Consider the following 24,137-nt stretch of genomic DNA (forward strand, 5'->3'; position numbering starts at 1 on the left):
ATAGGTTGCAGCCGTGCCCAGTCGACGTCACGCCCTTGTCGCCACCGCCCTGCCACGGCTCCGCGGAGCCAGCGAGCTCGATTCAGCGGACCTCGAGCGAGCCAGGGTCGAGGCATGGCACCGCCGCATGCCGCGCACGCTTCCCATCCGGGCAGTCCCGCTGTTCTCCCGCCGCTTCAGCGTCGTCGTCGAGGACATCGGCTTCCCGTCCTATGTCCTCACGCGTCGCCACCGCCGTCCGACCCGGACGATCTACTACACCCACGGCGGCGGCTACATGGCGGGCATCGACCCGTTCCACGTCCGCTACGTCGCCCGGCTGGCAGACCGGCTGAACGCCCGGGTCGTCCTCCCCGACTATCCCCTGGCCCCCGAGCACACCTGGCGCCACAGTCACGACGCACTCGTCGACCAGGCCGCGCGGTTGTCCGACGAACCCGGCGGGGTCGTGCTGGCCGGCGACTCTGCCGGTGGCGGGCTGGCGTTGGCGCTGGCGATCTCGATGCGCGAGCGCGGCTGCACTCCGGCCACCCACCTGGTGATGCACGCGCCCTGGGTGGACCTGACGACCAGCACCCCCGAGACCGCGCAGTTCGACGCGGTCGACCCGTGGCTGTTCCTCTCCAAGACGTCGGTGTATGCCGAGTGGTGGGCCGGCTCCTCGGACGACCTCGGCCGCCCGGAGGTCTCGCCGGGGCTCGCCGACCTGCACGACCTCCCCAAGGCCCTCCAGCTCTACGGCACGCGGGACCTGCTGGCGCCCGGTTGCCGGTTGCTCGCGCGCCGGGCGAGCGAGGCCGGGTGGGACCTGACCAGCATCGAGGAGCCGGACCTGCTCCACGTCTATGGCCTCCTCCCCTTCGTGCCGGAGGCGGGTCGGGCGATGCGGCAGGTGGAGGCGTTCCTCCGGTCCTAGGTGGAATAGACCTCGACGCCGTCGATCGCAGCCCGGCTCACGTCGCCGCGGGCCACGAGCAGCTCGAGGTGAGCGCGCGTCTCGAGGGTGGCGAGCGCGGCGTTGAACACGTCAAGGTCCTTCAAGGCGTGTTCGTGCCGGGTCCACGGCAGCTCGCTCGCGACCTCGTGCGCCGATCGGGACCCGCCTCCGAGGGCTGCGGCGCAGAGCCCGAGCCGCACCTCGTGGTGCGCCAGGAGCTCGTCCACCCGGGCGTGCGAGGACGGCGCGACCGGACCGTGCGCGGGCAGCAGCGTCAGGTCGGGCAGGCCCCGCACCTTGGTGAGCGAGGCCATGAAGTCACCGAGGGGTTGGTCGGCGAGCGCCGGCTCGAACCCGATCGACGGAGTGATCGTCGGCAGGACGTGGTCGCCTGCGAAGAGCAGCCCGCCCGGGCGGTCGGCGAAGACGTAGTGGCCCTGCGTGTGGCCGGGAGTGTGGACGGCGTCGATCGTGCGGCTGCCGACGGTCAGGGCCAGGTCGGACTCCAGCCAGGTGTCCGGGTAGTCCCACAGCGTGAGGTCGGGCGTCGAGTTCCTCGTGAACTCCCCCCACTCCCGGGCGATGTCGGGCGCACCGGCGGCGACGAACACCGCGACGTGGGGGTCCTCGCCGATCCGGTCGGCGGCGTGGATGAGGTCGAGGGTGGGCTTGTCGCCGAGACCGAGCGACACGTGGGAGCCGAACTCGCGACGCACGGTCACCGCCTGCGTGTAGTGGTCGCGGTGCACGTGGGTGACCAGGAAGCGACGGATGTCGCGGACGTCGAAGCCGATGTCGCACAACGACTTCTCGAGCAGGGTGCGGCTGGCCTCGATCGCCCAGCCCCCGTCGATCAGCGTGAGCCCGTCGTCGGCCTCGATGGCATAGACGTTGACGGCCCGCAGCCCGTCCATCGGCAGTGGCAGCGGGATCCGGTGCACGCCCGGGGCGACCGGCCAGGCGCCGGGGTCGGTCCAGTGGGTCCCGGAGTCGGGCGAGATGGCCGTTGCGGTCGAGGTCACACCGTGGAGCCTAGGTCGGGGAAGCCGAGGTCGAGGTTTGGCTGCTGGATCCCGCCGTCGACCTCGAGCATCTTGCCGGTGAGATAGGCCCCGGCGGGCGAGGCGAGATAGAGGACGGCCGCGGCGATGTCGTCGGGCTCGCCGATGCGTCCCAGCGGGGTCTGGCTCTCCAGCTGCTCGCGCAGCTCTGGCAGCTCGGCGACCACGTCGAGCGCGCTGGTCATGATCGAGCCGACGAAGATCCCGTTGACCCGGATGCGCGGCGCGAGGTCGGCGGCGGTCAGCCGCGTCCAGTGGGCCAGCGCTGCCTTGGCGGTGCCGTAGGCGACATATCCGCGACCTGCGGATCTTCCGAGCATCGAGGAGATCGTCACGACCGACTTCTGGCCGTCGCCGGTCAGCAGGTGCGGCAGCGCGGCCCGGGTCAGCGCGTGGGCGGTGCTGACGTTGAACCGGAAGGCATCCTCGAGCGCCGCCACGTTGGTCTTGAGGAACTCCTTGGGCATCGCGCCGCCGACGTTGTTGACCACCGTGTCGAGACGGCCGAACTCGTCCACGGCCGCCTGGGCCAGGGCCGCTGCGGCGTCGGTGTCGGACAGGTCAGCAGGTATGGCTAGCGCCCGCCGCCCGGCGTCGCGCACCCGCCCGGCGACCTCCTCCAGCTGGTCGGCGCTGCGGGCCGAGATCACCACGTCGGCGCCGGCCTGTGCGAGGGCCACTGCGGTCGCCGCCCCGAGGCCGCGACCGGCGCCGGTGACGATGGCGACGTGGTCGGTGAGGGTGAAGCGGTCCAGGATGCTCACGCGAGGCTCACCAGCCCGCGGCCGGTCACCAGCGGCAGGTCCAGCGCCGTCACGAGGCCGGGCTCGGCGTCGACGACCGCGGTGACGGCGTTGACCAGCCGCTGCGCGGTCACGATCATGCCGCTCACGTTGTGGTCGCCGTGCTCTCCGTGGTGGGTGAAGTCGACCTGCATCATCGGCTCGCCGCTCACCACCACCCGGTAGCAGCCGTCACCCTGGGTCGGCCTGGGCCACTCGGGGACCTGGTCTGGATGGGTGCGGGTGACGTGCTCGAGCACGATCCTCGGCACCCCGTCGACGGTCCCGATGACCTCGAACCGCACCGCCGCCGTGGTGCCGGCCGCGATGTCGACACTCACCGTCTCGATGTCGGACTCGGCCGGGCGGCGATCGACCTTCTCGACGAGCGGCTCGTCGAGGGTCACACCGAGACCGGCGGCGAGCTGGTGCACCACCGGCCCCCAGGCCATCGAGAGCACGCCCGGCTGCCACAGCATGACCTCCGCGTCGAGCGGCTGGCCGAAGCCGAAGATGTCGCGCATGACGACGGGCTGGTAGTAGGTGGAGTAGTCGGCGATCTCCATCACCCGCACCTCGTCGATGCGCTGGCTCAGGCTGGTCAGCTGCAGCGCGAGCACGTCGTTGGCCCAGCCCGGGTCGATGCCGTTGACGTGGAGGCTCGCTCCACCCTTGGCGCCGGCCGCCTCGATGCGCTCCCAGAACTCGGTCGGCAGGGCGGGGCTGGGGTGCAGCAGGATGACCGGCCCGCTGCTGACGACGTTGACCCCCGCCTCGAGGAAGGCGATCAGGTCCTCGATGGCCTCGAAGACCCGGTCGTCGGTCATCGCGCAGTGCACGATGCAGTCGGGCTCGAGGGCCAGCAGGGCGTCGCGATCGGTGGTGGCCAGCACGCCCAGGTCGCGATCGAGCCCCGCCAGCCGACCCACGTCCTGCCCGTCCTTGTCGGCGCTGGAGACCCACACGCCGACGAGCTCGAGGCCGGGGTGGCGATCGATCCCGGCGATGGCGTGGCGACCCACGGTTCCGGTGGACCAGACGACGACGCGAGCAGCTGAGTTCATCCCCGCAGACTAGAACACGTTTCAGTTTTGAGAAAGTAACAGGAGGTCACCTAGTGCCCCAACGAGCGGGAACAGATGAGGGCCTGGGGTTACCCAAACGGGTGTAGTAACTCTAGTTTACGACTGGCGTTCGCCATCCGAGCCGGGAGGGAAACGGCACTGCACTAGCAGTGACGACCGGGCTCACTTCACATGATCTTGAGGGAGATTCCATGGTTCAGCACGTCCCCACACGACGCACAGTGGTTCGTACGGCGGCCTGGTCCGTGCCGGCCATCTCGGTCATCTCGGCGGCCCCTGCCTTCGCCAGCTCGCCGGGCGGAAGCCAGCCCACCTACCAGGACATCACCAAGTCCTTCATCTACACGGCCCTCGGGACGATCGACATCCTCGTCGAGGTGACGGCCATCGACGTGCCCCTGACGGCACCCGTCGGTGCCACCCTCAAGCCGATCCAGACCAACTCCAAGGTCACCATCCCCGCCAACCTCGCGCCGACCCTGCGGTCGCTGTTCCTCGGCAACGCCGACCAGGTCAGTGGAACGTCGACGTCGGTCTCCGAGCTCACGGGTGCGATCACCATCTCGTCGCCGTCCAACCTCACGATCCCGCTCACCCCGTTCCCGCGGCTGGCCTGCCCCTGGTCACCTCGGCCAGCGGCGCCGGCGGCGCGCTCTCGGTCCCGGCCAACAACGCACTGGGACCCGTGGTCATCACGATGGGCGCACCCAGCTCCACCCTGCTCGGGCACAACGCGGACGGGAGCCCCAACGGCTCCACCTACACCTCCACGCTCGCCAAGAAGGCGGGCGTCGACTACACGCTCGCGAACTTCAACGTCGTCGCCTGATCGGACGACCCAGCCCCTGCGGCACCACCAGTCGAGCCCCGGCCAACGCCGGGGCTCGGCTGCGTTCGGGGTCCGTCAGCGCGCCCAGTCCTGATAGCGGCGTATGGACGGCGTCACGACACCGTCGACCTCCAGACGGGCAAGGGTCTGCCACTGCCCGGCCGAGTCGGCCTGCCCGCCGACGACCACGATCCCCTTGCGCTGCAGGCGCCGCACCCTGTTCCTGGTCAGGCTGGAAGCAGGCACGTTGTAGCCCTCCACCTTCCCGAGGCTGGCGCGCACCTTGTGCCAGCCGCTGACGATCAGCTGCGTGTCGAGCCTGGGTGCGAGACGGTTGACCCGCTCGAGCACACCGAGGCGCAGGGACGAGATGGCGACCTGGTCGAAGACGTCCGACTCCTTGACCAGGTCCACCGCGGCCCTGATCTGACCGATCGACCAGTTGCTGCCCTTGAGCTCCAGCATCAAGGAGGCCCCCGACCTCTCCGCCCAGCCCAGCAGCTCCTTGGCAGTCAGGACAGGCTGGCGGGTGGTGTGCTCACGACACTTGCGCGACAGCTCGCGCAGGGTCCACGAACCGATGGGCCCGCTGCAGTTGGTGGTGCGCCCGACGCCGCTGTCGTGCAGGACGACGAGCTTGTCGTCCTTGGTGCGACGAAGGTCGGTCTCGATCGCCGTGGCACCGTCGGCGAGAGCGCGCCCGAAGGCGGGCAGCGTGTTCTCACCGAGCTGCTTGCTCGGCGCGCCCCGGTGGGCGGTGAGGGTGAAGTCGGGGGAGGCGACGGCCGGCGCCGCCGCCAGGGTCAGGGTCAGCAGCAACGTCAGGGCCAGCACTCGGCGTACGAACACGGGCGCCATCATGCCTGCTGGGAGAGCTCAGGGGCGAAGGCCCACCGTCACCAGGTGCCGTAGGTCCAGACGAGTGAGAGGTCCTGGCCCGCGAGTCGGGAGCGCACGCGCCCGATCACCTGGGTTGCGGCCAGGCTGTCGAACTTGTCGGCGAAGGCGAAGATGACGAGCCCGTCGCAGTCGAAGATGAGCAGCGAGCCCTGCCGGAAGTCGAGCATGACAGCGGTCTCGCGATAGGACTCGTGCAGGGCGCCGACGATGGCCAGGGCGCGCACCCCGACCTGGGTCAGGACCGTGGTCGCGTCATCGAAGGTCTTGCCGTGCTCGGGGAGGTGGGCACCGATCACCCGCTGGTCCTCGGTGATAGCGGCGCACCAGTCGGCGACCAGCCCACCGTGCACCAGCCGGAGGCTGCTGTTGAGCGCCCGCTGCGCGCTCATGTCCTGCTTCGCCTGCGGGACGGGGTGGATGGGTGAGCTGCGGCGCTCGACCTCGGCGGTCACCGTGACCAACCCCTCGAGGCTCTGGCCGACGCGGGCCCGGACCGAGGTGCTGCTGAGCGTCGTCAGCCACTCCAACCGCCCGACCCCGATGACCTCGTCCAGCTGGGCGGCCATCCGGCACGCATAGCGAAGGGACGCGCCGAGCTTCCCCCAGGACTCCTCGCAACCGCTGACCGTTCCGTCGGCAGCGATGGCGAACCGTCGTCGCGCGGCCTCTGCGGGCGACCCGGTGCTTGCCTCGGTCACGTGACTCCCCTCCCACTGGTCCGCTGCACCACGACGTCCGAGTCGGCCGTGGGCGCAGTCAGGACTCCAGTCTGCCTGAAGTCAGCGCACGCGGACGCTTTGTTGGCTAGCCGTAGCAGCCCTGTGGAAGGCCGCCCACGCCTGGAAACCTCCACGCAGGTCGGTCGCGTTGGAGCGACCGAGACGCTGCAACAGGTGCGCAGCGAGGCTGGAGCTGTAGCCCTCGTGACACACGACCACGATGCGCCGCTGGGGGTCGTCGGCCGCTCGCAGGCGATCAGGAGACGACGAATCGAGGCGCCACTCGAGGACGTTGCGGTCGATCACCACCGCGCCAGGCAGCTCGCCGTCACGGTCTCGCTGCTCGGTCGGTCGGATGTCGACGACCAGGGCACCCGCAGCTCGTGCGGAAGCCAGTTCATGCGGGTCGACCCGGACGAGGTCGCAACGGACCTCCGCCAGGAGACGGCTGATCGCGGACCCGTCCTGCGTCGTCATGGTTCGAACGTACCCACCCTCGCCGGCTCTACGCGGCGGTTGGAAGCCGGCGCATGCCGGATCGCAGGGGTGGGTACGGGCTCCGCATGAACACATCAGCAACCTCCGGCAAGACGACCTCCACCATGCAGAAGGCCGCGCTCGCTGTTGCGGCCGCCTTCGCGCTGGTCGGCGTCCTCGGCTTCATCCCCGGGATCACGACCAACTACGACCAGATGGAGTTCGCCGGACACGAGTCGGGCGCACAGCTCCTCGGCCTCTTCGCCGTCTCCATCCTGCACAACATCGTGCACCTCCTGTTCGCCGTCGCCGGCTTCGTGATGGCCAAGACGTGGGGCGGCGCTCGCAACTACCTCATCGGTGGCGGCGTCATCTATCTCCTCCTCTTCGTCTACGGCCTGCTGGTCGACCGCCACGACCAGGCCAACTTCGTCCCCCTCGACCAGGCGGACAACTGGCTGCACCTCGTGCTCGGCGTGGCCATGCTCGCGCTCGGCCTGACCCTCGACCGCGACCGCAACCACGACGACGCGCACACGACGGGTCACCGCCACACCGTGTGACGACTCCCGCACCTCGACGAGGGCCCCTCACCTGCAGCGGTGAGGGGCTCTCGTTCGTCTGCGCCGGGCCCGCACTGGCAGCATGGCCCGATGAACAGCGCACGAGAGCGCCTCGCGGCCGAGCGGCGGCGAGTGCTGGTGCAGCTGGCCTCGCTGACCGGTGACTACGACGCGGTCGTCGCGGCCTCGCTCGACACCAACGCCGACGACGAGCACGACCCGGAGGGGGCCACCATCGCCTTCGAGCGCTCCCAGATCGGGGCGCTGGTGCGGCAGGCGCGTCTCCACCTCGCCGAGATCGACCAGGCACAGGCGCGCGTCGATGCCGGGACGTATGGCGTGTGCGAGCGCTGCGGAGGACAGATCCCGGAGGAGCGCCTGCTGGCCCGGCCCATCGCCACGTCGTGCGTGCGGTGCCCCGTCAGCGGTTCGTGAGCAGCACGTCGAGCGGCTCGGGCGCTGTTCGCAGGGGCGACCAGCCTCACTCGGGGACGCGGACCACCAGCAGCGCGATGTCGTCGCGGGGCACCTGGCGCTGGAAGTCCAGGACCTGCTCGAGCAGGCCGACGATCAGGCTGGCGGGCGTGCCGGGCGCGGCGAGTGCCTGGAGGAGTCGCTCGTCGCCGAAGAACTCACCGTCACGGCGGGCCTCGGTCACCCCGTCCGTGTGCAGGAACAACGAGTCTCCCGGCGTCAGCAGGACCGTGGTGTCGGCGAACCACGCCTCCTCGAAGGCACCGACGAACGTGCCCGACCGACCGACCGACTCAGGGGGCGACCGGGACGCAGGAGCAGCGGCAGCGGGTGTCCACCGGCACTGACGGTCACCTCCCACGACGAGCCGCGCTGGCGCAGCCGGATCACCACGGCGGTGCAGAACCTGTCGGGCTCACTCGCGAGCAGGATGGCGTTGAGCCGGAAGAGGAGCGCCTGCGGGGACGGCTCGGCCACGGCGAGAGCGCGGATCGAGTGCCGGACCAACGCCGTGACGACTGCTGCCTCGACGCCCTTGCCGGCCACGTCGCCCAGGGCGACCACCCAGTCGCCCTCGCCGACCTGGAAGACGTCATAGAAGTCGCCGCCGACCTCGTCCCCCACGCCGGCGGGCCGATAGGCGCTCGCGACCTCGAGGTCGGGGATGTATGGCGACGTGGGCGGGATCAAGGTCTGCTGAAGGGTCTTGGCGAGCCGCACCGCGTGGCGCTCGGACTCCTCCGCGCGTTGCTTGGCCTTCAGCAGCTCCTGCTCGTAGCGGCGCCGCTCGGTGGCGTCGAAGAGTGCATATCGAACGATCCTGGGGTCTCCGGCGGCAGTGCGGTCGAGGACGGCGTTGACCAGCACCGGCATCCGGCCGCCGTCGGCCCGCACCATCTCCAGCGCGATCTCCTTGGCCTGGGACGTGCCGTGCAGGATCGGCGAGAGGTGCGTCTCGTGATAGATCCGGCCGCCCGGCGTCAACAGGTCGACGAGTCGCCGCTTCCCGACCAGGTCGGCAATGGTGTAGCCGGTCCAGGTCAGGAACGTGGTGTTGACCTTGGAGATGGTCCCGTCCGGAGCGGTGGACAGATAGCCGCACGGTGCCTTGTCATAGAGCGCAGCGGGGTCGTCGTCCAGCAGCGCGGCCTGGAACGCCTCCGCCGCCGCGAGCGTCGCCACTATCGCACCTGCGGCAGGAAGGCCTCGAGCGCCTTGATGACCTGGTCGGGATCACTCAGGTTGGGACAGTGACCGCTGGTCTCGAGCACGACCAGCGTGCTGTCGGGGATCTGGTCGGCGACGAACTCGCCGACCACCATCGGCGCGATCACGTCGTCGCGCGACTGCATCACCAAGGTGGGAGCGGTCACCCGGGGCAGGTCGGCACGGTTGTCGGACAAGAAGGTGGTCCGGGCGAAACGCTCGGCGATGTCGGGGTCGGCGCGGCAGAAGCTCTCGGTCAGCTCGTCGCCCAGCTCGGGCCGGTCGGGGTTGCCCACGATGACGGGCGCCATCGCGCTGGACCAGCCGAGGTAGTTGCTCGCCAGCGCGGACAGCATGTCGTCGATGTCCTCGCGGGTGAAGCCACCGGTGTAGCCGTCGTCGTCGATGTAGCGCGGGGAGGGCCCCACCAGGGCCAGGGCCGAGAGGCGCTCCGGCACGCGGACCTGTGCCAGGACGCCGATCATCGCCGACACGGAGTGCCCCACGAAGACCGCGTCGCGCAGGTCGAGCTCGGTGCAGATGCGGACGACGTCGTCGGCATAGCCTGACAACGAGGCATGGCGGTCGGGGTCGTACGGCGCCTGCGCACCCCCGGCACCGACGTGGTCGAACCGGATCACGCGGTGCGTGTCCTCGAAGTGGGGAGCGACGTGGCGCCACATGTTCTGGTCGCAGCCGAACCCGTGGGCGAACAGCAGGACCGGCCCGTCTGCCACGCCCGTGGTCACCACGTTGTGCGCACTGATGACGTCCACGCAGGTCACCGGCCGACAGCTGGCAGGGCGGGCTGGGAGCTCGCGGAGTCGGTGATCGAGAAGACCCTCTCCAGGCCGGTCACCTTGAACAACCGGAGGATCCGGTCGTTGGAGCAGACGATGCCGAACGAACCGCGCAGGGCGTGCGCCTTGCGCCGCGCGCCCACCAGGGCACCGAAACCGAGGGAGTCGATGAACGTCGTGGCGTCGAGGTCGACCAGCACGTGCACCCGCCCCTGGATGATGAGCTCGTTGAGGACCTCGCGGAACTCCTCGACGGTGCTGAGGTCGATCTCGCCGTGCGGCTTGACGAGCGTGTAGCCGTGCTCGACCCGGGTCTCGATGTCAAGCTCCACGGCATGCCAGCCTTCGCTCGGGACTCGGGGCGCCGCCGATCGGGCGGGTCAAGCGGGAGGGCACGTCGGAAGCGTACGGGCACAAGCCCCGCGTGGGGCGATCTCGGCTCATGGCTCTACCCCTTCGGGGTGGAGCCCACCACCCGCAGGTGTGCGGCGAAGAAGGCCGGGCCCGTCCCGTGACGACCGGACTCCACCCGCATGTCCACCGAGATCTCGACGCCGTCCGAGCGGACCATCGGCACCCTGACCTCCTGGCCGAGCAGCGCGTCACGACCGTTGGTGGCGTGCAGCGTGGTGCCGGCGATGTGGGCCTGGTGGTAGCGCTCGGGAATCAGGACGAGGACCCGGCGGCCGACGAGGTCGGTGGGCTCGCCATATCCCATCAGCTCGAGGGCCGGGCCGCTGACAGCGACGATGATGCCGGAGTCGTCGGTCGCCACGACGGCAAGCGGTGAGTCGCGCAGCTCGCGCTGGAGCCCCTGCCAACCGGCAGGCACCTTGCCGGGGACGTGCAGGTCGGTGCCGGCGACCCACGAGACCGGCTCGAGTCGGCGCGCCTGCCTGGCGACTTCCCCGCACAGCCATCCGCGCATCTCGACGATCTCTGGCTGGGTCGGCGCACCCAGCAGTCGTCCTTCGCGAGCGGCGGCGACGGCGCGGCTCAAGAGATCGTCGAGGACCTCGAAGTGCCCGACGGAGGAGGCCGGGATCTGCAGGCACACCTCCGGGGCCGTGACGTCGGGCTCGATCAGGCTGGCCATCAGGACGTCGGGCGCGGTCGGGAGGTATGGCACCGGGAGCTGCTCGTGCAGCAGGCTGAGGGCGGCGCTGGCAGCTGCGTGCTGGGCGAGAGCGCTGGCGTCGTCCTCGAGGGCGTAGAGGAGGAACTCGCGCAGGAGCGACGACGCGTGCTCCTGCCAGGCCCACTGCATCAGCAGCGGCACCGCGAGGAGCCTGACGGGGACGACGACCTCGTCATCGGTCGGCGAGGGCAGGGTCGGGTCGGCCCGGTCGGGGAGGTGGCCGATCTCGAACCACACCACCTTGCCCGCCAGGGTCGGCGTCGAGCCCCAGCGGTCGCAGTAGTCCTCGACGATCAGCAGCCCACGTCCGGTGCCTGCCGTGTCCGCCCACCTGCGACGCACCGGCAGGTGCGAGCTGCCGTCGTGCACCTCGACGCGGAGGGCCGTCGGCTCTGCGACGATCCGCAGGCTCACCGGTGTCCCGGCGTGGACGAGCGCGTTGGTGACCAGCTCGGACACGACGAGCTCTGCGGCATCGAGCAGCTGCATGCCGCCCGCCTCCTGCAACGCCTCACGCACCGCACGACGAGCGCGACCCACGGCGACAGGAGCGGGAGGCAGGGAACACTCGGCGCTCGCGATTCCGGTCACGCTCACCTGCCGTCCGTCTGGCTTCCGCTGGCCTGCGGAACGCGATGGCCGTCACGCTATCTCGATCACCGCCCGGAGCGAAGCACCCTCAGGTCCACACATCTGCCACGCGGCGGGCCCGACGCCCGACCGGATCTAGGAACCCACCCGGTCCCAACCGCGTCGCGCACGGGCACTGCCGAGCGCCTGGTCGTCTCGTGAGCGATAGACGATGTAGGGCCGGGTGAGATAGCCGACGGGCGCCGAGAAGACGTGGACCAGCCGGGTGAACGGCCAGAGCGCGAAGAGTCCGAAGGCGACCAGCGCGTGCAGCTGGAAGCCGATCGGCGACTCCGCCATCATCTCGGGCTGGGGCTGGAAGGCGAGGAAGGATCGATACCAGACCGAGACGCCCTCGCGGTAGTTGTAGTGCTCGAGCCCGGTCGCGCCGAGCACCGTGTTCCACATGCCCAGCACGATCGCCAGGCCCAGGAAGACATACATCACCTTGTCCATCGGGGTGGTCGCGGAGAACACCGGGCCGACGGTGCGTCGCCGATAGATCAGGATCACCATGCCCACCAGAGCCATCAGCCCAGCGATCAGGCCGCCGACCATCGCGACGAGGTGATACATCTCGTCGGTGATGCCCACCGCCTCGGTCCACGACTCCGGCACGAGGAGGCCGATGACGTGGCCACCCACCACTCCCAGCATGCCGAAGTGGAAGAGCGGGGAGCCCAGGCGCAGCATCCGGTCCTCGTAGAGCTGCGAGGAGCGCGTCGTCCAGCCGAACTTGTCGTAGCGGTAGCGCCACACGTGTCCGACGACGAAGGTCGCCAGGCACAGATAGGGGACGATGACCCACAGAAAGACATTCATCTTGGGGCTCCTACGGGGATGGTTGCGGGCGCGATGATGGCCGGTTGTCCTGGCGCGAGGGCGGGGTCGGTGCCATAGCCGTCGAGCCCGACCTCTTCGGCCGCCGGTCCCTGTTCGACGAGACGGCGTACGGCGTCAACCTCCTCGCCCTTGAGCTCGGGCAGGGTCTCGCAGAGGGCCAGCATCGCGCCTGCCCACGGCGATCCCGTGGTCCCGTCGTCGTTGCGCCATCCCGACAGGGCCAGGCGCAGCATCTCGACTCCCGCCCGGTGGTCGGTCAGCAGCTTCCAGGCGATGTCGGCATCGACGGTCGCACCGAACTGCAGGACGGCGCACAGGTGGTCGGGCAGCTCGCCCTCGGTCTCGTCCCACTCCACCCCGCCCTCGCGGTAGGCCTGCTTGAACTGGACCAGCGCGACGCCTCGCCGGCGCGTGTCACCGAAGGCGAAGTAGGTGAGGTAGAGGGCGCACTTGCGGGTGTGGTCGAACGTCGCGACGTATTCCTGCTGGAGGGTCTGCACGTCGTGGCTGCGGAAGTGCGCGAACACCGAGGCGAGGTGCTTGTTGTCGGCCACCAGCGCCTCGAGGTCGTCGAGGGAGTCGACCAGCTCGGGGGTCGGGTAGTCGAGGAGCGCCGAGCACACAGCCCAGATCCGCTGTCGCTGCGAGACGTCGATGCGGTGGCCCGCAGAGGCCCTCTCCCGCTCGCTGCGCCGCCAGCGCGCCACCTCAGTCGTCCTTCCGCGACGGGAACAGGCCCTCGGGCGTGCCCTTGCCGTCCCAGTTGAGGAGGTTGACGCGCGACGTCTTGTCCTCGGGAGTGGCGAGGGTGTCCGACGTCTGGCGGTCCTGCAGCATCCGGAAGTTCTCCACCGCCACCGGGGTGGGATAGCCGGAGCCCTCGCCGAAGAGGTCCTGCTGCCCCCCGCCGTAGTCGCCGACCGCGCATTCGGTGGCCAGCTCCTCCAACGAGTGTGCCTGCTCGGCGTGGGCAGAAGGGATGACGTAGCGGTCCTCGTACTTGGCGATGGCGAGGAGCCGGAACATCTCGTAGATCTCCTCCCCCGTCATCCCCACCGCCTCGGCGATGGACTCGTCGGGGTCGCGGCCGAGGTTGATGTCGCGCATGTAGGAGCGCATGGCGGCGAGCTTCTTGAGCACCATGTCGACCGGGACGGGGTCGCCGGCGGTGAAGAGGTTGGCCAGGTACTCCACCGGGATCCGGAGGGTGTCGATGGCGGCGAAGAGGTTGCGCTGGTCCTCGGCGTCCTCTCCGGTCTCCTTGACGACGTCGACCACGGGCGACAGCGGCGGGATGTACCAGACCATCGGCATGGTGCGGTATTCCGGGTGGAGCGGCAGCGCGACCTTGTAGTCGGTGATGAGCTTCAGCACCGGCGACTTCTTGGCCGCCTCGATCCAGTCGGGCGCGATACCGGCGTCGAGAGCGGCCCGCTCGATCTCCGGGTCGCGAGGGTCGAGGAAGACCGAACGCTGGGCCTCGTAGAGGTCGTGGTCGTTCTCGACCGACGCCGCCTCGAGCACCTTGTCCGCGTCATAGAGCATCAGGCCGATGTAGCGCAGCCGTCCGACGCAGGTCTCCGCGCATACGGTCGGGATGCCGACCTCGATGCGCGGATAGCAGAACGTGCACTTCTCGGCCTTGCCGGTCTTGTGGTTGAAGTAGACCTTCTTGTAGGGGCAGCCCGAGACGCACATGCGCCAGCCGCGGCAGCGGTCCTGGTCGACCAGGACGATGCCGTCCTCCTCGCGCTTGTAGATCGCGCCCGAGGGGCACGAGGCGGCGCACGACGGGTTGAGGCAGTGCTCGCAGATCCGCGGGAGGTAGAACATGAAGGTCTGCTCGAACTCGAACTTGACCTTGTCCTCGATGCCCTTGAGCATCACGTCGCGCGACGCGTGCTCCATCGAGCCACCGAGGTCGTCGTCCCAGTTGGCCGACCACTCGACGTTCATGTCCTTGCCCGAGATCAGGCTCTTGGGACGCGCCACCGGGAAGGTGTCGGTCTGGGGCGAGTTGGTCAACGTCTCGTAGTCGTAGGTCCACGGCTCGTAGTAGTCGTTGATCGAGGGCAGCTTGGGGTTGGAGAAGATGCTCAGCAGCTTCTTGATCCGCCCACCGGCCTTGAGCTCGAGCCGGCCGTTGGCCTTGCGGACCCAGCCCCCCTCCCACTTGTCCTGGTCCTCGTAGGTCCGCGGATAGCCCAGCCCGGGGCGGGTCTCGACGTTGTTGAACCAGACGTACTCGGTGCCGGCCCGATTGGTCCACGCCTGCTTGCAGGTGACCGAGCAGGTGTGACACCCGATGCACTTGTCCAGGTTCATGACCATGGCCATCTGTGCCATCACTCGCATGTCAGTACTCCACCTTCGCAGTCCGCTTGCGGATCATCGTCACTTCGTCACGGTTGTTGCCGATCGGCCCGATGTAGTTGAAGAAGTAGGCCAGCTGGGCATAGCCGCCGACGATGTGGTTGGGCTTCATCAGGATCCGCGTCAGGCTGTTGTGGATCCCGCCACGCTTGCGGTCACGCTCGGTCAGGGGTACGTCGATGAGCCGGTCCTGTGCGTGGTGCATGTAGACCGTGCCCTCCGGCATCCGGTGGCTGACGATCGCCCTGGCAGCGACCACGCCGTTGCGGTTGACCATCTCGATCCAGTCGTTGTCCTTGATGCCGACCTTGGCCGCGTCGCGGTCCGAGACCCACACCGACTGCCCGCCGCGCGAGAGCGAGAGCATGAACAGGTTGTCCTGGTATTCGGAGTGGATGGACCACTTGTTGTGCGGGGTGAGGTAGCGCACGGACACGCCCAGCTCGTTCTCCTCACCGATCGGCGCCTCACCGAAGAGCTCGGTCATGTTCAGCGGTGGTCGGTAGACAGGCAGCATCTCGCCCATCCCGAGGAACCAGTCGTGGTCGACATAGAAGTGCTGGCGCCCGGTGAGGGTGTGGAAGGGCTTGTGGCGTTCGATGTTGATGGTGAACGGGGAGTAGCGCCGGCCACCCGACTCCGAGCCCGACCACTCCGGCGAAGTGATCACCGGCACCGGCGCGACCTGGGTGTCGGCGAAGGTGATCTGCTTGCCCTCGTGCTCGGCGGCCAGGTCGGCCAGCTTGGTGCCGGTGCGCTTCTCCAGGAACCGGAAGCCCTGCGTGGCCAGGTGGCCGTTGGAGACGCCGGCGAGGTGCAGCATCGCGTCGGCCATCTGCACGTCGGTCTCGATCTTGGGCTGGCCGTCGCCCGCCCCGCCGTGCTGGACGCCGTTGCGCTGGCGCAGGATCTCGACCTCACGCTTGACGTCGTAGGAGACGCCCTTGGTGAGCATGCCGACCTTCTCCAGCAGCGGGCCGATCGTCGTCATCTTCTCGTAGATCGCGGCGTAGTCCCGCTCCGCGACCGCGATCACCGGCATCGTCTTGCCGGGGATCGGGTCGCAGCCGTCCGGGTGGTCGGCACCGAGCCGCCAGTCCTTGACCACGCCGTGCTCGGTGGCCATCGCCTCGGGGGTGTCGTGCCACAGGGGCTTGGCGATGACGTCCTTGCGGGTCCCGAGGTGCTCGGCGGCGAGCTCGCTGAACCGCTTCGCGATCACCTTCCACGCGTCCCAGTCCGACTTGGTCTGCCACGGCGGGGCGATGGCGGGGTTGAAAGAGTGGATGAAGGGGTGCATGTCGGTGGTCGAGAGGTCGTGCTTCTCGTACCACGTCGCGGCCGGGAGCACGACGTCGCTGAAGATCGTGCTGCTCGTCATCCGGAAGTCGATCGTCATCAACAGGTCGAGGCGACCCTCGGCGGCCTTGTCGGCCCACACGACCGACTGCGGCCGCTGGTCCTCGGGGCCTCCTTGGCCGTGGCGGCGCTGTCGGTGCCGAGCAGGTGGCGAAGGAAGTATTCGTTGCCCTTCGCGCTGGAGCCCAGCAGGTTGGAGCGCCACAACGACAGCACCCGCGGATGGTTCTCCTCCGCCTCGGGGTTCTCGACCGCGAACTTGAGCGAGCCCTCCTTGAGCTGCTGGGCGACGTAGGCCGGGGCCTCCATGCCTGCTGCGTCGGCCTCGTCGGCCAGGACCAGGCTGCTGCGGTCGAAGGTCGGGTAGGACGGCGACCACCCCAGGCGCACCGACTGGGAGAGCAGGTCCATGACGCTCTTGCCCTTGAAGATGCCGGTGCCGGCGTCGAGGTCGTCGGCACTGAAGGTGTCGTAGCGGTACTGGGAGGTGTTGACGTACCAGTAGGCCGTCTGGTTCATGTGCCGCGGTGGACGCTGCCAGTCCAGGGCGAAGGCCATGTGCTGGAAGCCCATGATCGGACGGATCTTCTCCTGCCCGACGTAGTGGGCCCAGCCCCCGCCGTTGCGGCCCTGCGTCCCGCAGATCGTGGTCAGCAGGAGGATCGCGCGATAGATCTGGTCGGAGTGGAACCAGTGGTTGATCCCTGCCCCCATCAGGATCATCCCGCGACCTTCGGTGTCGATGGCGTTCTGCGCCCACTCCCGCGCCAGGCGCGTCACCTGGGCGGCCGGGACGCCGGTGTGCTGCTCCTGCCACGCCGGGGTCGCGGGCAGCGACGGGTCGTCGTAGTCCTTCGGCCACTCGCCGGGCAGGCCGTCGCGGGCGACGCCGTACTGCGCGAGGAGCAGGTCGAGGACGGTGGTGACCAGGCGGTCGCCGACGCGAGCCACCGGCACGCCCCGACGCTGGAACCGCACCTTGCCGTCGGGCTCGTCGAAGCGCGGAAGCTCGACCTCCACCGACTCGCGGACGCCGTCATACATCGTCAGGGCCGGGTCGATGTCACCCATCTCGAGGTTCCACTGGCCCAGGCCCTCGTCGCCGAAGCGGTGGCCGATGGCGCCCTTGGGGATGCGGACCTCACCGGTGCCGGCGTCGATGACGGCCGGCTTCCACATGGCGTTCTCGCTGCCACCCTCGGTGTGGTCGATGTCGCCGGCCACGAGGAACTTGCCCGGCCGGAAGACCGTCGCGCCGTCAGCGTCCTGGGCCTCGTCGAGGCAGATGAGGTAGGGCAGGTCGGTGTACTGCTTGTTGTAGTCGGCGAAGAACGGTGTCTGCTGGTCGGCGAAGTGCTCCTTGAGGATCACGTGCCCCATCGCCATCGCGAGAGCGCCGTCGGTGCCCGGTGCGGTCGTGACCCACTCGTCGGCGAACTTCACGCTCTCCGCATAGTCCGGTGCCACGGCGATCACCTTCTGGCCGCGGTAGCGGGCCTCGGTCATCCAGTGCGCGTCCGGGGTGCGCGTCATCGGGACGTTGGAGCCCCACATGATGAGGTAGCCGGCGTCCCACCAGTCGCCCGACTCGGGGACGTCGGTCTGGTCGCCGAACATCTGCGGCGACGCGTTGGGCAGGTCGGCATACCAGTCGTAGAACGACAGCATGGGTGCGCCGATGAGCTCGAGGAAGCGCGCACCCGAGGCATACGAGACCGGCGACATGGCCGGGATCGGCGAGAAGCCGGCGATCCGGTCCGGCCCCCAGCGCTTGACGGTGTAGACGTGGGCGGCGGCGACGATCTCGGAGACCTCGTCCCACGACGCGCGGACGAGGCCGCCCTTGCCGCGGGCCTTCTTGTAGGCGAGCGCCTGCTCCTCGTCCTGGACGATGGAGCCCCACGCGACGACCGGGTCGCCGTACTTCTGCTTGGCGGCGCGGAACATCTCCAGCAGCACGCCGCGGACGTAGGGGTAGCGGACGCGGGTGGGGCTGTAGGTGTACCAGGAGAAGGCGGCCCCGCGCGGGCAGCCGCGCGGCTCGTACTCGGGACGGTCGGCACCGGCGCTGGGATAGTCGGTCTGTTGCGCCTCCCAGGTGATGATCCCGTCCTTGACGTAGACCTTCCACGAGCACGAGCCGGTGCAGTTGACACCGTGGGTGCTGCGGACGACCTTGTCGTGGGCCCAGCGGTCGCGATAGAAGACGTCGCCCTCGCGGCCGCCCTCCTTGTGGAGGGTGCGGAGGTCATCGCTGACCTCGGCCTTGGTGAAGAACCTGCGCGTGCCGATCAGTGCGGTCGACAGCGGGTTTTCCAGACTCATACGTGGCCTCCGGGTCGCGGGTGGGGACGACGTGGACTTGAGTCCCCAACGCCGACAGTAGGGGAGCATCGCGCCACGATCCACTGTGCCTCCACTCTTGCAGGACAAGGTCCCGACCCTTCGGGACTTTGGTCCCTCCGATGCTGTGAAGGGTGTCGGCGGGTCGTAATTTTCGCGAGGATCCGGCAAGGACCGCAGGCGTCCCACGACCCAGGAGCGAGAACCAGATGAACCAGTCGACCGACGGCCGCAACCGCGTGCTGTGGCTCTCCACGATCGCCTTCACACTGTTGTTCGCGGTGTGGCTGATGTTCGGCATCCTGGGCAAGCCGATCCAGGAGGAGTTCGGTCTCACCGAGGTCCAGCTGTCGTGGGTGATCGCAGCGGCCGCGCTCAACGGGTCGTTGTGGCGCCTGCCCACCGGCATGATCACCGACCGGATCGGTGGCCGGAAGGTGATGACCTTCCTGCTGGTGGCGACGGCCATCCCGGCCTACCTTGTCTCCCGCGTCGACTCCTACGCGATGCTCATCGTGCTGGCCTTCCTCGTCGGCTTCGCCGGCAACTCCTTCTCCTCCGGCATCGCGTGGAACTCGACGTGGCAGCCGCGTGAGCGCCAGGGGTTCGCGCTGGGCCTCTTCGGTGCGGGCAACGTCGGCGCCTCGGTCACCAAGTTCATCGGCCCGCCGCTGATCGCCGGCACCGCCGGTGTCACCTACTTCGGCTTCGTCGAGGGCGGCTGGCGTCTCGTCCCGGTCGTCTACGCGGTCCTGCTGCTCGTGATGGCCGCCCTGGTGTGGTTCGGCACTCCCAGCCAGGACCAGGCCCCCGGCACGGGGCAGCCGCTCCGGGAACAGGTCAAGCCGCTGCGCCAGGTCCGCGTATGGCGCTTCAGCCTCTACTACGTCGCCGTCTTCGGTGCCTACGTCGCACTCGCGGCGTGGTTGCCGACCTACTACATCGACAACTTCCAGGTGTCGCTGCAGACCGCGGCGCTGCTCACGGCGACCTACATCTTCCCCGCGTCGCTGCTGCGGCCCTTCGGTGGTCACCTCTCCGACCGCTTCGGGGCGCGCCGGGTGATGTATTGGACGTTCGCGGCGATGCTGCTCACGACCGGCCTGCTGATGATGCCCAACGGCCACATCGTCATCAGCCACGCCGACGGCAGCGAGACCCAGCACCTGGCCTACAACCTGGGCCTGGTCCCGTTCGCCGTCGTCGTCTTCGCCCTCGGGTGTGCGATGGGCGTCGGCAAGGCCGCGGTCTTCAAGCACATCCCGGAGTACTTCCCGAAGAACGTCGGCGCCGTCGGTGGCCTCGTCGGGATGCTCGGTGGCCTCGGCGGATTCTTCCTGCCGCCGTTGTTCGCCTACACCAAGGCTTGGTCGGGCTTCCCGTCCAGCACCTTCTTCGTGCTGTTCATCCTGACCGCGACCTGCGCAGCATGGATGCACTGGACGGTCGTGCAGATGCTGCACGACGAGTCCCCCGACCTGGCCAGGCACATGGAGAGCCCGACCCGACCCGAGCCTGAGGAGGCCCTTGCATGAAGACCGAGAGCAAGCCACGCACCGGTGGCGAATGGCTGGAGTCCTGGGATCCCGAGAACGCCGAGACCTGGGACAAGCCGCTGGCGTGGAGGACCTTGTGGGTCACGACGTTCGCGCTGTTCCTGGCCTTCGTGGCCTGGTTCCTCCCGAGCGCACTGATCCCCAAGCTCAACCCGCTCGGCTATTCCTTCAGCAACAACCAGCTCTACTGGATGGCCGCGATGCCGGGCCTGTCCGCGGGTCTGTTCCGGCTCGTCTGGATGGTCCTGCCACCCATCATGGGCACCCGCAAGATGGTCACCGTCACCTCGCTGCTGCTGATCTTCTCGACGCTCGGCTGGGGTGTGCGGGTCCAGGAGCCCACCGCGCCCTACTGGGAGCTGATGGTGCTGGCGTTCCTGGCCGGCATCGGTGGTGGCGCGTTCTCGGGATTCATGCCGAGCACGTCCTACTTCTTCCCCAAGTCCAAGCAGGGCACGGCGCTCGGACTGCAGGCTGGCCTGGGCAACTTCGGTGTCTCCGCGGTGCAGCTGCTGACGCCATACTTCATCGGCTTCTCGGCGCTCGCGTTCTTCGGCAGCACCCAGACGATCTCGATGCCGGGCAAGCCGGCGCAGGACGTCTGGTACCAGAACGCCGCGTTCATCTGGATCCCGCTGATGGTGCTCGCGTCGGTGCTCGCCTGGACGATGCTCAAGTCGGTGCCGGTCACGGCGAACATCCGCCAGCAGTTCGACATCTTCGCCAACAGGGACACCTGGCTGATGACGCTGCTCTACATCATGACCTTCGGCACCTTCGCAGGGCTGGCCGCGCAGTTCGGCCTGCTGATGGCCAACTTGTACGGCGTCGGCAACGCCGACATCGTCTCCGGCACCGGCGCGGAGGCGCAGGTCCTCGTGGACGACTATGCGGTGCCTGACGTGGTCAAGTTCGTCTTCCTCGGTCCGCTGGTGGGAGCGGGGGCTCGCGTGCTGTTCGCTCCGATCACCGACCGCACCGGTGGCGCGATCTGGACGCTCGTCTCCGGTCTCGGCCTGATCGTCTCCATCGCCGTCACGATCCCGGCCCTCACCCCGGACACCAGCTCGGCGGCCTCCCTCGACCGCGGGTTCGACCAGTTCCTGTGGGGGATGCTCGCGATCTTCCTCTTCGCCGGGATCGGCAACGCGTCGACGTTCAAGCAGATGCCGATGATCTTCGAGCGGCGACAGGCCGGCGGGGTGATCGGCTGGACCGCGGCGATCGCCGCCTTCGGGCCGTTCTTCTTCGGCGTCGGCGTGACCACCCTGGGGCCGACACTGTTCTTCTCCATCGGCATCGTCTGGGCCGTGATGTGCGTGGTCATCACGTGGATGCGCTATGCGCGCAAGGGGGCGCCGAAGCCCAGCTGACGTGGGGCCCGCCGGGCGTTTAGGGAATTGAACGCAAGATTCCAGCCCTCTCCGTCCGGCGGCGCCTAGAGTCGTTCCATCAGCTTCGGACACTCGGGTCCGGGCCTCCCCGGCGTCGGGGCCGGGGGTCGCTGCAGCACCGGCGGAGATGCGGAGGTCGTCACGTGACCCGGTTCGCGTCCTGGGAGGACTCGCACGACGTCTCGCCCGCATGCCCGGCCTGGTGCGTCGTCGAGCACGGCGTGCGCCTGGGCGAGGAGGACTGGCTCCACACCGGCGAACCCGTCGTGGTCGCCGACGGGATGATGGCCCGGTTGTGCATGTCCGTGCAGCCCGACACCGGCATCGAGGACGGCCCCTATGTCCTCATCGGTGGCTGTGAGCTCACCCTGGCCGAGACCGGGGCTCTTGCGACCTCGTTGCTCGCGATGGCTGGCAGCGATGGTGGCCTCAGTCGCCGTCGCCCCGCAGCAACTTGAACGCGCTCTCACGATCACGGACCCGCAGCTTTCGCAGGACTGCAGAGACGTGGACCCGCACGGTCGTCGGCGAGACGAACAGGTGACGGGCGACCTCCTCGGTCGACTTGCCCTGGCCCAGGAGCTCCATCACCTCGAACTCCCGCTCGCTGAGCTTGGTCGCAGCCGACGACCGTCTCAGGACGAACCGGCTCCTCGGCCCCTGGAACTCGCGAAGGACCCTGGTGACGAGGCTCGGCGACATCGCGGCCTCCCCGGCCAGCACACCGCGCAGGGCACCGGGAAGGGACGCGGGGTCGGCGTCCTTCAGCAGATATCCGGACGCCCCGGCTCGCAGCGAGTCGAACAGGTCCTCGTCGTCGCCTGACTGGGTCAGCATCACGACCGCTGTCTGTGGCAGGTCACGACTGATCACCTTCGCCGCGTGGATCCCACTGCCCGGCATGTGGATGTCGAGCAGGGCCACGTCCGGGCGGTGCTGCGTCGCCAGCTCGATCGCCTCGTCCGCTGTCGCACCCTCACCACAGACCTCGCAGCCGTCGGCCTCGAGGGCCGCCCGGATGCGCGCCCGCATGCGTGCGTGGTCGTCAGCCATGACGACCCGGACGCAGTTCTCGAGGCCTACCATGTGACTTCAACGATGCTTCCGGCACCGGGTGACGACTCGACCCTGACCTCGCCGGGGAGACCCCGGGCGCGGTCACGCATGCTGATCAGGCCGTAGCCCGTGGCGCCTCCCACAGCGGCCTCGACGTCGAAGCCCTGCCCGTCGTCGGTGATGACCAGGCGTCGTCGCCCGTCTCGTTGTGCGAGCTGCAGCGTGATGCACGCGGCCCTGCCATGACGCGCCGCGTTGGACACCGCCTCCCGTGCGATGCGCAGCAAGGCGTGCCTCTGCTCGAAGTCGGCCGTCACCGAGTCGTCGAGCTCGACCTCCATCCTCACCTGATAGCGGTCCGCCACCTGCCGGGCCCCGCGGTGCAGCGTCAGGCTCAACGGGTCGTCGCCCGCATGAGCGAGTGCCTGGACGGCAGACCTCGCCTCGTCGAGGGCGCGGTCGCACGCGTCGACGATCAAGGTCCCCTGAGGGATGTCCGCGGGGATCGCCCGGCCCTCCCCGCGGATGAAGGTGAGCTCCTGGATGACCCCGTCATGGAGCTCACGGGCGAGCCGGTGGCGGTCGGCGAGCACCGCCACCTGGGCGTGGCTCGACCAGTACTGCCGCATCTCCCGGAGTGCTCCGACCAGCAGGAGGAGGTAGGAGCTGGTGCGGAGCACGTCGCCGGTGTAGAGCCAATCGGTGTAGATCGAGGGGAACAAGACGTAGTTGACCCTCGCGAAGCCCGCCAGGGCACACGCGGGCCCGAGCCACATGAGCAGCTCGTCGTGGTGGCGCGCCGCCTGGGCGGTGAAGGCGATGGATGCGGCCAGGAAGCAGAGCGCCGTGCAGGCCTGAGCGGTGAGCAGCAGGACGTGACCCTCGAGGAGCGGGCGATGCGCGGAGGACGGCAGCTGGGTGATGTCGAGGGCGACCGGAAGCCGATCCCCCAGCCCCGTCACGACGACCGTCACCAGCCCGACCGCCACGACGGCAGGGATCGCCGGCCATCTCTGCAGCAGGGGCACTCGGTGGATCCGTCCGCCCGTGAACGCACTCGCGACCACCAGCACGGCGCCGACGACGCGGACGGCCAGCGGCAACCACACGTCCAAGGTGCCGGGCGACGAGTCGCCGACGAGGTCCGCGACATAGCTGAGCCCCAGCCCGGCGATCGCCAGCAGCACCAGGGCCTGGGAGAGAAGGAGGTCCTGCAACCGGCCCCTCCGCACGTATCGGCCGTGAAGGAGGTAGGCCACCAGCAGCGCCACGCAGGCGTCGACCGTGTCCAGGACCAGGTGCAGCGAGGGGCTGCGGAACCCGAACACGAAGGAGGGAATCGCCACGATGGCGAGGGTGACGGCCAGCCCCACGGCCCACCCAGCCAGCGTCACGCGCCATACCGGGGGCTCCCCCGGGCGCGGAGTCACCTCGGAACGTCTCAGGCCCGACTCGGGCGTCATTGCCGCAGTCTAGGTACGGATAGTTGAAACTGCACGGGTCGAGGTCGTAACGGCGTTTAGGGGTTTGAACGCAGCGTTTAGGTGGCTGAACGCCCACACCACTACCGCTGCGCGACGACGGGACCAACCCTGTTGGTAGGGCCGGCCCA

At 68.9% G+C, this 24,137-nt stretch carries 23 protein-coding genes and 1 pseudogene; 7 read left to right on the forward strand and 17 right to left on the reverse strand.

Going from position 1 to position 24,137, the window contains the following annotated elements; all coding sequences use genetic code 11:
* Window positions 1–13 precede the first annotated feature (13 nt).
* Window positions 14–916 carry an alpha/beta hydrolase gene (locus G7071_RS03035; protein WP_166314759.1) on the forward strand — a complete coding sequence of 301 codons (903 nt, stop codon included), beginning with the start codon at window positions 14–16 and terminating at the stop codon, window positions 914–916.
* Here G7071_RS03035 and G7071_RS03040 read toward each other — a convergent pair.
* Genes G7071_RS03040 through G7071_RS03050 form a run of 3 tightly spaced genes read right to left on the reverse strand, consistent with a single transcriptional unit; the run spans window position 913 to window position 3,844 of the window.
* Window positions 913–1,959, reverse strand: coding sequence for an MBL fold metallo-hydrolase (locus G7071_RS03040; RefSeq protein WP_206062889.1), 1,047 nt, complete (start codon window positions 1,957–1,959; stop codon window positions 913–915). The genes G7071_RS03035 and G7071_RS03040 overlap by 4 nt on opposite strands.
* Complete coding sequence (locus tag G7071_RS03045) at window positions 1,956–2,762, reverse strand: SDR family oxidoreductase (RefSeq protein WP_166314763.1); 807 nt, start codon at window positions 2,760–2,762, stop codon at window positions 1,956–1,958. Before G7071_RS03045 ends, G7071_RS03040 begins: the two co-directional genes overlap by 4 nt.
* Window positions 2,759–3,844, reverse strand: coding sequence for an NAD(P)H-dependent amine dehydrogenase family protein (locus G7071_RS03050; protein ID WP_166314766.1), 1,086 nt, complete (start codon window positions 3,842–3,844; stop codon window positions 2,759–2,761). The genes G7071_RS03045 and G7071_RS03050 overlap by 4 nt, the downstream gene beginning before the upstream one ends.
* A gap of 212 nt (window positions 3,845–4,056) precedes the next feature.
* Here G7071_RS03050 and G7071_RS03055 point away from each other — a divergent pair, with 212 nt between their 5' ends.
* Entirely contained in the window at window positions 4,057–4,788 is a 732-nt protein-coding gene (locus G7071_RS03055) for a DUF6801 domain-containing protein (protein ID WP_166314769.1), read from the forward strand.
* On the opposite strand, the gene G7071_RS03060 is transcribed toward G7071_RS03055, so the two are convergent.
* From G7071_RS03060 to G7071_RS03070, 3 genes are all read right to left on the reverse strand, one after another.
* On the reverse strand, window positions 4,770–5,543 hold the full coding sequence (locus G7071_RS03060; RefSeq protein ID WP_166314772.1) for a glycerophosphodiester phosphodiesterase: 774 nt from the start codon (window positions 5,541–5,543) through the stop codon (window positions 4,770–4,772). The two genes, G7071_RS03055 and G7071_RS03060, sit on opposite strands and share 19 nt — an antisense overlap.
* Before the next feature lie 47 nt (window positions 5,544–5,590).
* Window positions 5,591–6,292, reverse strand: coding sequence for a hypothetical protein (locus G7071_RS03065; protein WP_166314775.1), 702 nt, complete (start codon window positions 6,290–6,292; stop codon window positions 5,591–5,593).
* An 81-nt stretch (window positions 6,293–6,373) separates the two neighbouring features.
* Window positions 6,374–6,790 (reverse strand): rhodanese-like domain-containing protein, encoded by a 417-nt coding sequence (locus tag G7071_RS03070; RefSeq protein WP_166314778.1) that lies wholly within the window; start codon window positions 6,788–6,790, stop codon window positions 6,374–6,376.
* Window positions 6,791–6,876: 86 nt separating this feature from the next.
* Here G7071_RS03070 and G7071_RS03075 point away from each other — a divergent pair, with 86 nt between their 5' ends.
* Window positions 6,877–7,353, forward strand: a complete 477-nt coding sequence (locus tag G7071_RS03075) for a DUF4383 domain-containing protein (protein ID WP_166314781.1) — start codon at window positions 6,877–6,879, stop codon at window positions 7,351–7,353.
* Window positions 7,354–7,443: 90 nt separating this feature from the next.
* Window positions 7,444–7,788, forward strand: coding sequence for a TraR/DksA family transcriptional regulator (locus G7071_RS03080; protein WP_166314784.1), 345 nt, complete (start codon window positions 7,444–7,446; stop codon window positions 7,786–7,788).
* 46 nt (window positions 7,789–7,834) lie between these two features.
* Here G7071_RS03080 and G7071_RS19560 read toward each other — a convergent pair whose 3' ends face one another.
* The 9 genes and pseudogenes from G7071_RS19560 to G7071_RS19920 all read right to left on the reverse strand — a co-directional run bounded on the left by G7071_RS19560 (window position 7,835) and on the right by G7071_RS19920 (window position 18,501).
* Window positions 7,835–8,053: a SpoIIE family protein phosphatase gene (locus tag G7071_RS19560; protein WP_281351776.1), complete on the reverse strand. Its 219-nt coding sequence runs from the start codon at window positions 8,051–8,053 to the stop codon at window positions 7,835–7,837.
* Window positions 8,047–9,009 carry a SpoIIE family protein phosphatase gene (locus G7071_RS03090; protein ID WP_166314787.1) on the reverse strand — a complete coding sequence of 321 codons (963 nt, stop codon included), beginning with the start codon at window positions 9,007–9,009 and terminating at the stop codon, window positions 8,047–8,049. The genes G7071_RS19560 and G7071_RS03090 overlap by 7 nt, the downstream gene beginning before the upstream one ends.
* Entirely contained in the window at window positions 9,009–9,809 is an 801-nt protein-coding gene (locus tag G7071_RS03095; RefSeq protein WP_166314790.1) for an alpha/beta fold hydrolase, read from the reverse strand. The genes G7071_RS03090 and G7071_RS03095 overlap by 1 nt, the downstream gene beginning before the upstream one ends.
* A 5-nt stretch (window positions 9,810–9,814) precedes the next feature.
* The gene (locus G7071_RS03100; RefSeq protein ID WP_166314793.1) at window positions 9,815–10,165 is read right to left on the reverse strand and encodes an STAS domain-containing protein; all 351 of its coding nucleotides are present in this window, start codon (window positions 10,163–10,165) and stop codon (window positions 9,815–9,817) included.
* Between the two features lie 116 nt (window positions 10,166–10,281).
* Window positions 10,282–11,568, reverse strand: a complete 1,287-nt coding sequence (locus tag G7071_RS03105; protein WP_166314796.1) for a PAS domain S-box protein — start codon at window positions 11,566–11,568, stop codon at window positions 10,282–10,284.
* 129 nt (window positions 11,569–11,697) lie between these two features.
* Window positions 11,698–12,423 carry a respiratory nitrate reductase subunit gamma gene (narI, locus tag G7071_RS03110; protein ID WP_166314798.1) on the reverse strand — a complete coding sequence of 242 codons (726 nt, stop codon included), beginning with the start codon at window positions 12,421–12,423 and terminating at the stop codon, window positions 11,698–11,700.
* Entirely contained in the window at window positions 12,420–13,151 is a 732-nt protein-coding gene (gene narJ / locus G7071_RS03115) for a nitrate reductase molybdenum cofactor assembly chaperone (RefSeq protein WP_166314801.1), read from the reverse strand. The genes narI and narJ overlap by 4 nt, the downstream gene beginning before the upstream one ends.
* 1 nt (window position 13,152) lies before the next feature.
* Window positions 13,153–14,799: a nitrate reductase subunit beta gene (gene narH / locus G7071_RS03120; protein WP_166314803.1), complete on the reverse strand. Its 1,647-nt coding sequence runs from the start codon at window positions 14,797–14,799 to the stop codon at window positions 13,153–13,155.
* A gap of 1 nt (window position 14,800) precedes the next feature.
* Window positions 14,801–18,501 (reverse strand): annotated as a pseudogene (locus tag G7071_RS19920) (nitrate reductase subunit alpha).
* Window positions 18,502–18,728: 227 nt separating this feature from the next.
* Between G7071_RS19920 and G7071_RS03130 the strand changes: the two are divergent.
* The 3 genes from G7071_RS03130 (at window position 18,729) to G7071_RS03140 (ending at window position 21,927) form a co-directional block, all read left to right on the forward strand.
* Window positions 18,729–20,054, forward strand: coding sequence for an MFS transporter (locus G7071_RS03130; RefSeq protein WP_166314805.1), 1,326 nt, complete (start codon window positions 18,729–18,731; stop codon window positions 20,052–20,054).
* The gene (locus G7071_RS03135; protein WP_166314807.1) at window positions 20,051–21,448 is read left to right on the forward strand and encodes an MFS transporter; all 1,398 of its coding nucleotides are present in this window, start codon (window positions 20,051–20,053) and stop codon (window positions 21,446–21,448) included. Before G7071_RS03130 ends, G7071_RS03135 begins: the two co-directional genes overlap by 4 nt.
* 164 nt (window positions 21,449–21,612) lie before the next feature.
* Entirely contained in the window at window positions 21,613–21,927 is a 315-nt protein-coding gene (locus tag G7071_RS03140; RefSeq protein ID WP_166314809.1) for a DUF6907 domain-containing protein, read from the forward strand.
* Here G7071_RS03140 and G7071_RS03145 read toward each other — a convergent pair.
* Both G7071_RS03145 and G7071_RS03150 read right to left on the reverse strand, forming a co-directional pair.
* Window positions 21,899–22,522 carry a response regulator gene (locus G7071_RS03145; protein ID WP_206062891.1) on the reverse strand — a complete coding sequence of 208 codons (624 nt, stop codon included), beginning with the start codon at window positions 22,520–22,522 and terminating at the stop codon, window positions 21,899–21,901. The genes G7071_RS03140 and G7071_RS03145 overlap by 29 nt on opposite strands.
* Window positions 22,523–22,548: 26 nt before the next feature.
* Complete coding sequence (locus G7071_RS03150; RefSeq protein ID WP_166314815.1) at window positions 22,549–23,988, reverse strand: sensor histidine kinase; 1,440 nt, start codon at window positions 23,986–23,988, stop codon at window positions 22,549–22,551.
* Window positions 23,989–24,137 lie beyond the last annotated feature (149 nt).

This window comes from Nocardioides piscis (genome assembly GCF_011300215.1).
Classification (GTDB): domain Bacteria; phylum Actinomycetota; class Actinomycetes; order Propionibacteriales; family Nocardioidaceae; genus Nocardioides; species Nocardioides piscis.

Excerpts from the sequence above, each read along its gene's own strand:
- G7071_RS03050 (WP_166314766.1), bottom strand. The coding sequence starts at position 3,844 with ATGAACTCAGCTGCTCGCGTCGTCGTCTGGTCCACCGGAACCGTGGGT.
- G7071_RS03055 (WP_166314769.1), top strand. The coding sequence starts at position 4,057 with ATGGTTCAGCACGTCCCCACACGACGCACAGTGGTTCGTACGGCGGCC.
- G7071_RS03070 (WP_166314778.1), bottom strand. The coding sequence starts at position 6,790 with ATGACGACGCAGGACGGGTCCGCGATCAGCCGTCTCCTGGCGGAGGTC.
- G7071_RS03075 (WP_166314781.1), top strand. The coding sequence starts at position 6,877 with ATGAACACATCAGCAACCTCCGGCAAGACGACCTCCACCATGCAGAAG.
- G7071_RS03080 (WP_166314784.1), top strand. The coding sequence starts at position 7,444 with ATGAACAGCGCACGAGAGCGCCTCGCGGCCGAGCGGCGGCGAGTGCTG.
- narI (WP_166314798.1), bottom strand. The coding sequence starts at position 12,423 with ATGAATGTCTTTCTGTGGGTCATCGTCCCCTATCTGTGCCTGGCGACC.
- narH (WP_166314803.1), bottom strand. The coding sequence starts at position 14,799 with ATGCGAGTGATGGCACAGATGGCCATGGTCATGAACCTGGACAAGTGC.
- G7071_RS03130 (WP_166314805.1), top strand. The coding sequence starts at position 18,729 with ATGAACCAGTCGACCGACGGCCGCAACCGCGTGCTGTGGCTCTCCACG.
- G7071_RS03135 (WP_166314807.1), top strand. The coding sequence starts at position 20,051 with ATGAAGACCGAGAGCAAGCCACGCACCGGTGGCGAATGGCTGGAGTCC.
- G7071_RS03145 (WP_206062891.1), bottom strand. The coding sequence starts at position 22,522 with ATGGCTGACGACCACGCACGCATGCGGGCGCGCATCCGGGCGGCCCTC.
- G7071_RS03150 (WP_166314815.1), bottom strand. The coding sequence starts at position 23,988 with ATGACGCCCGAGTCGGGCCTGAGACGTTCCGAGGTGACTCCGCGCCCG.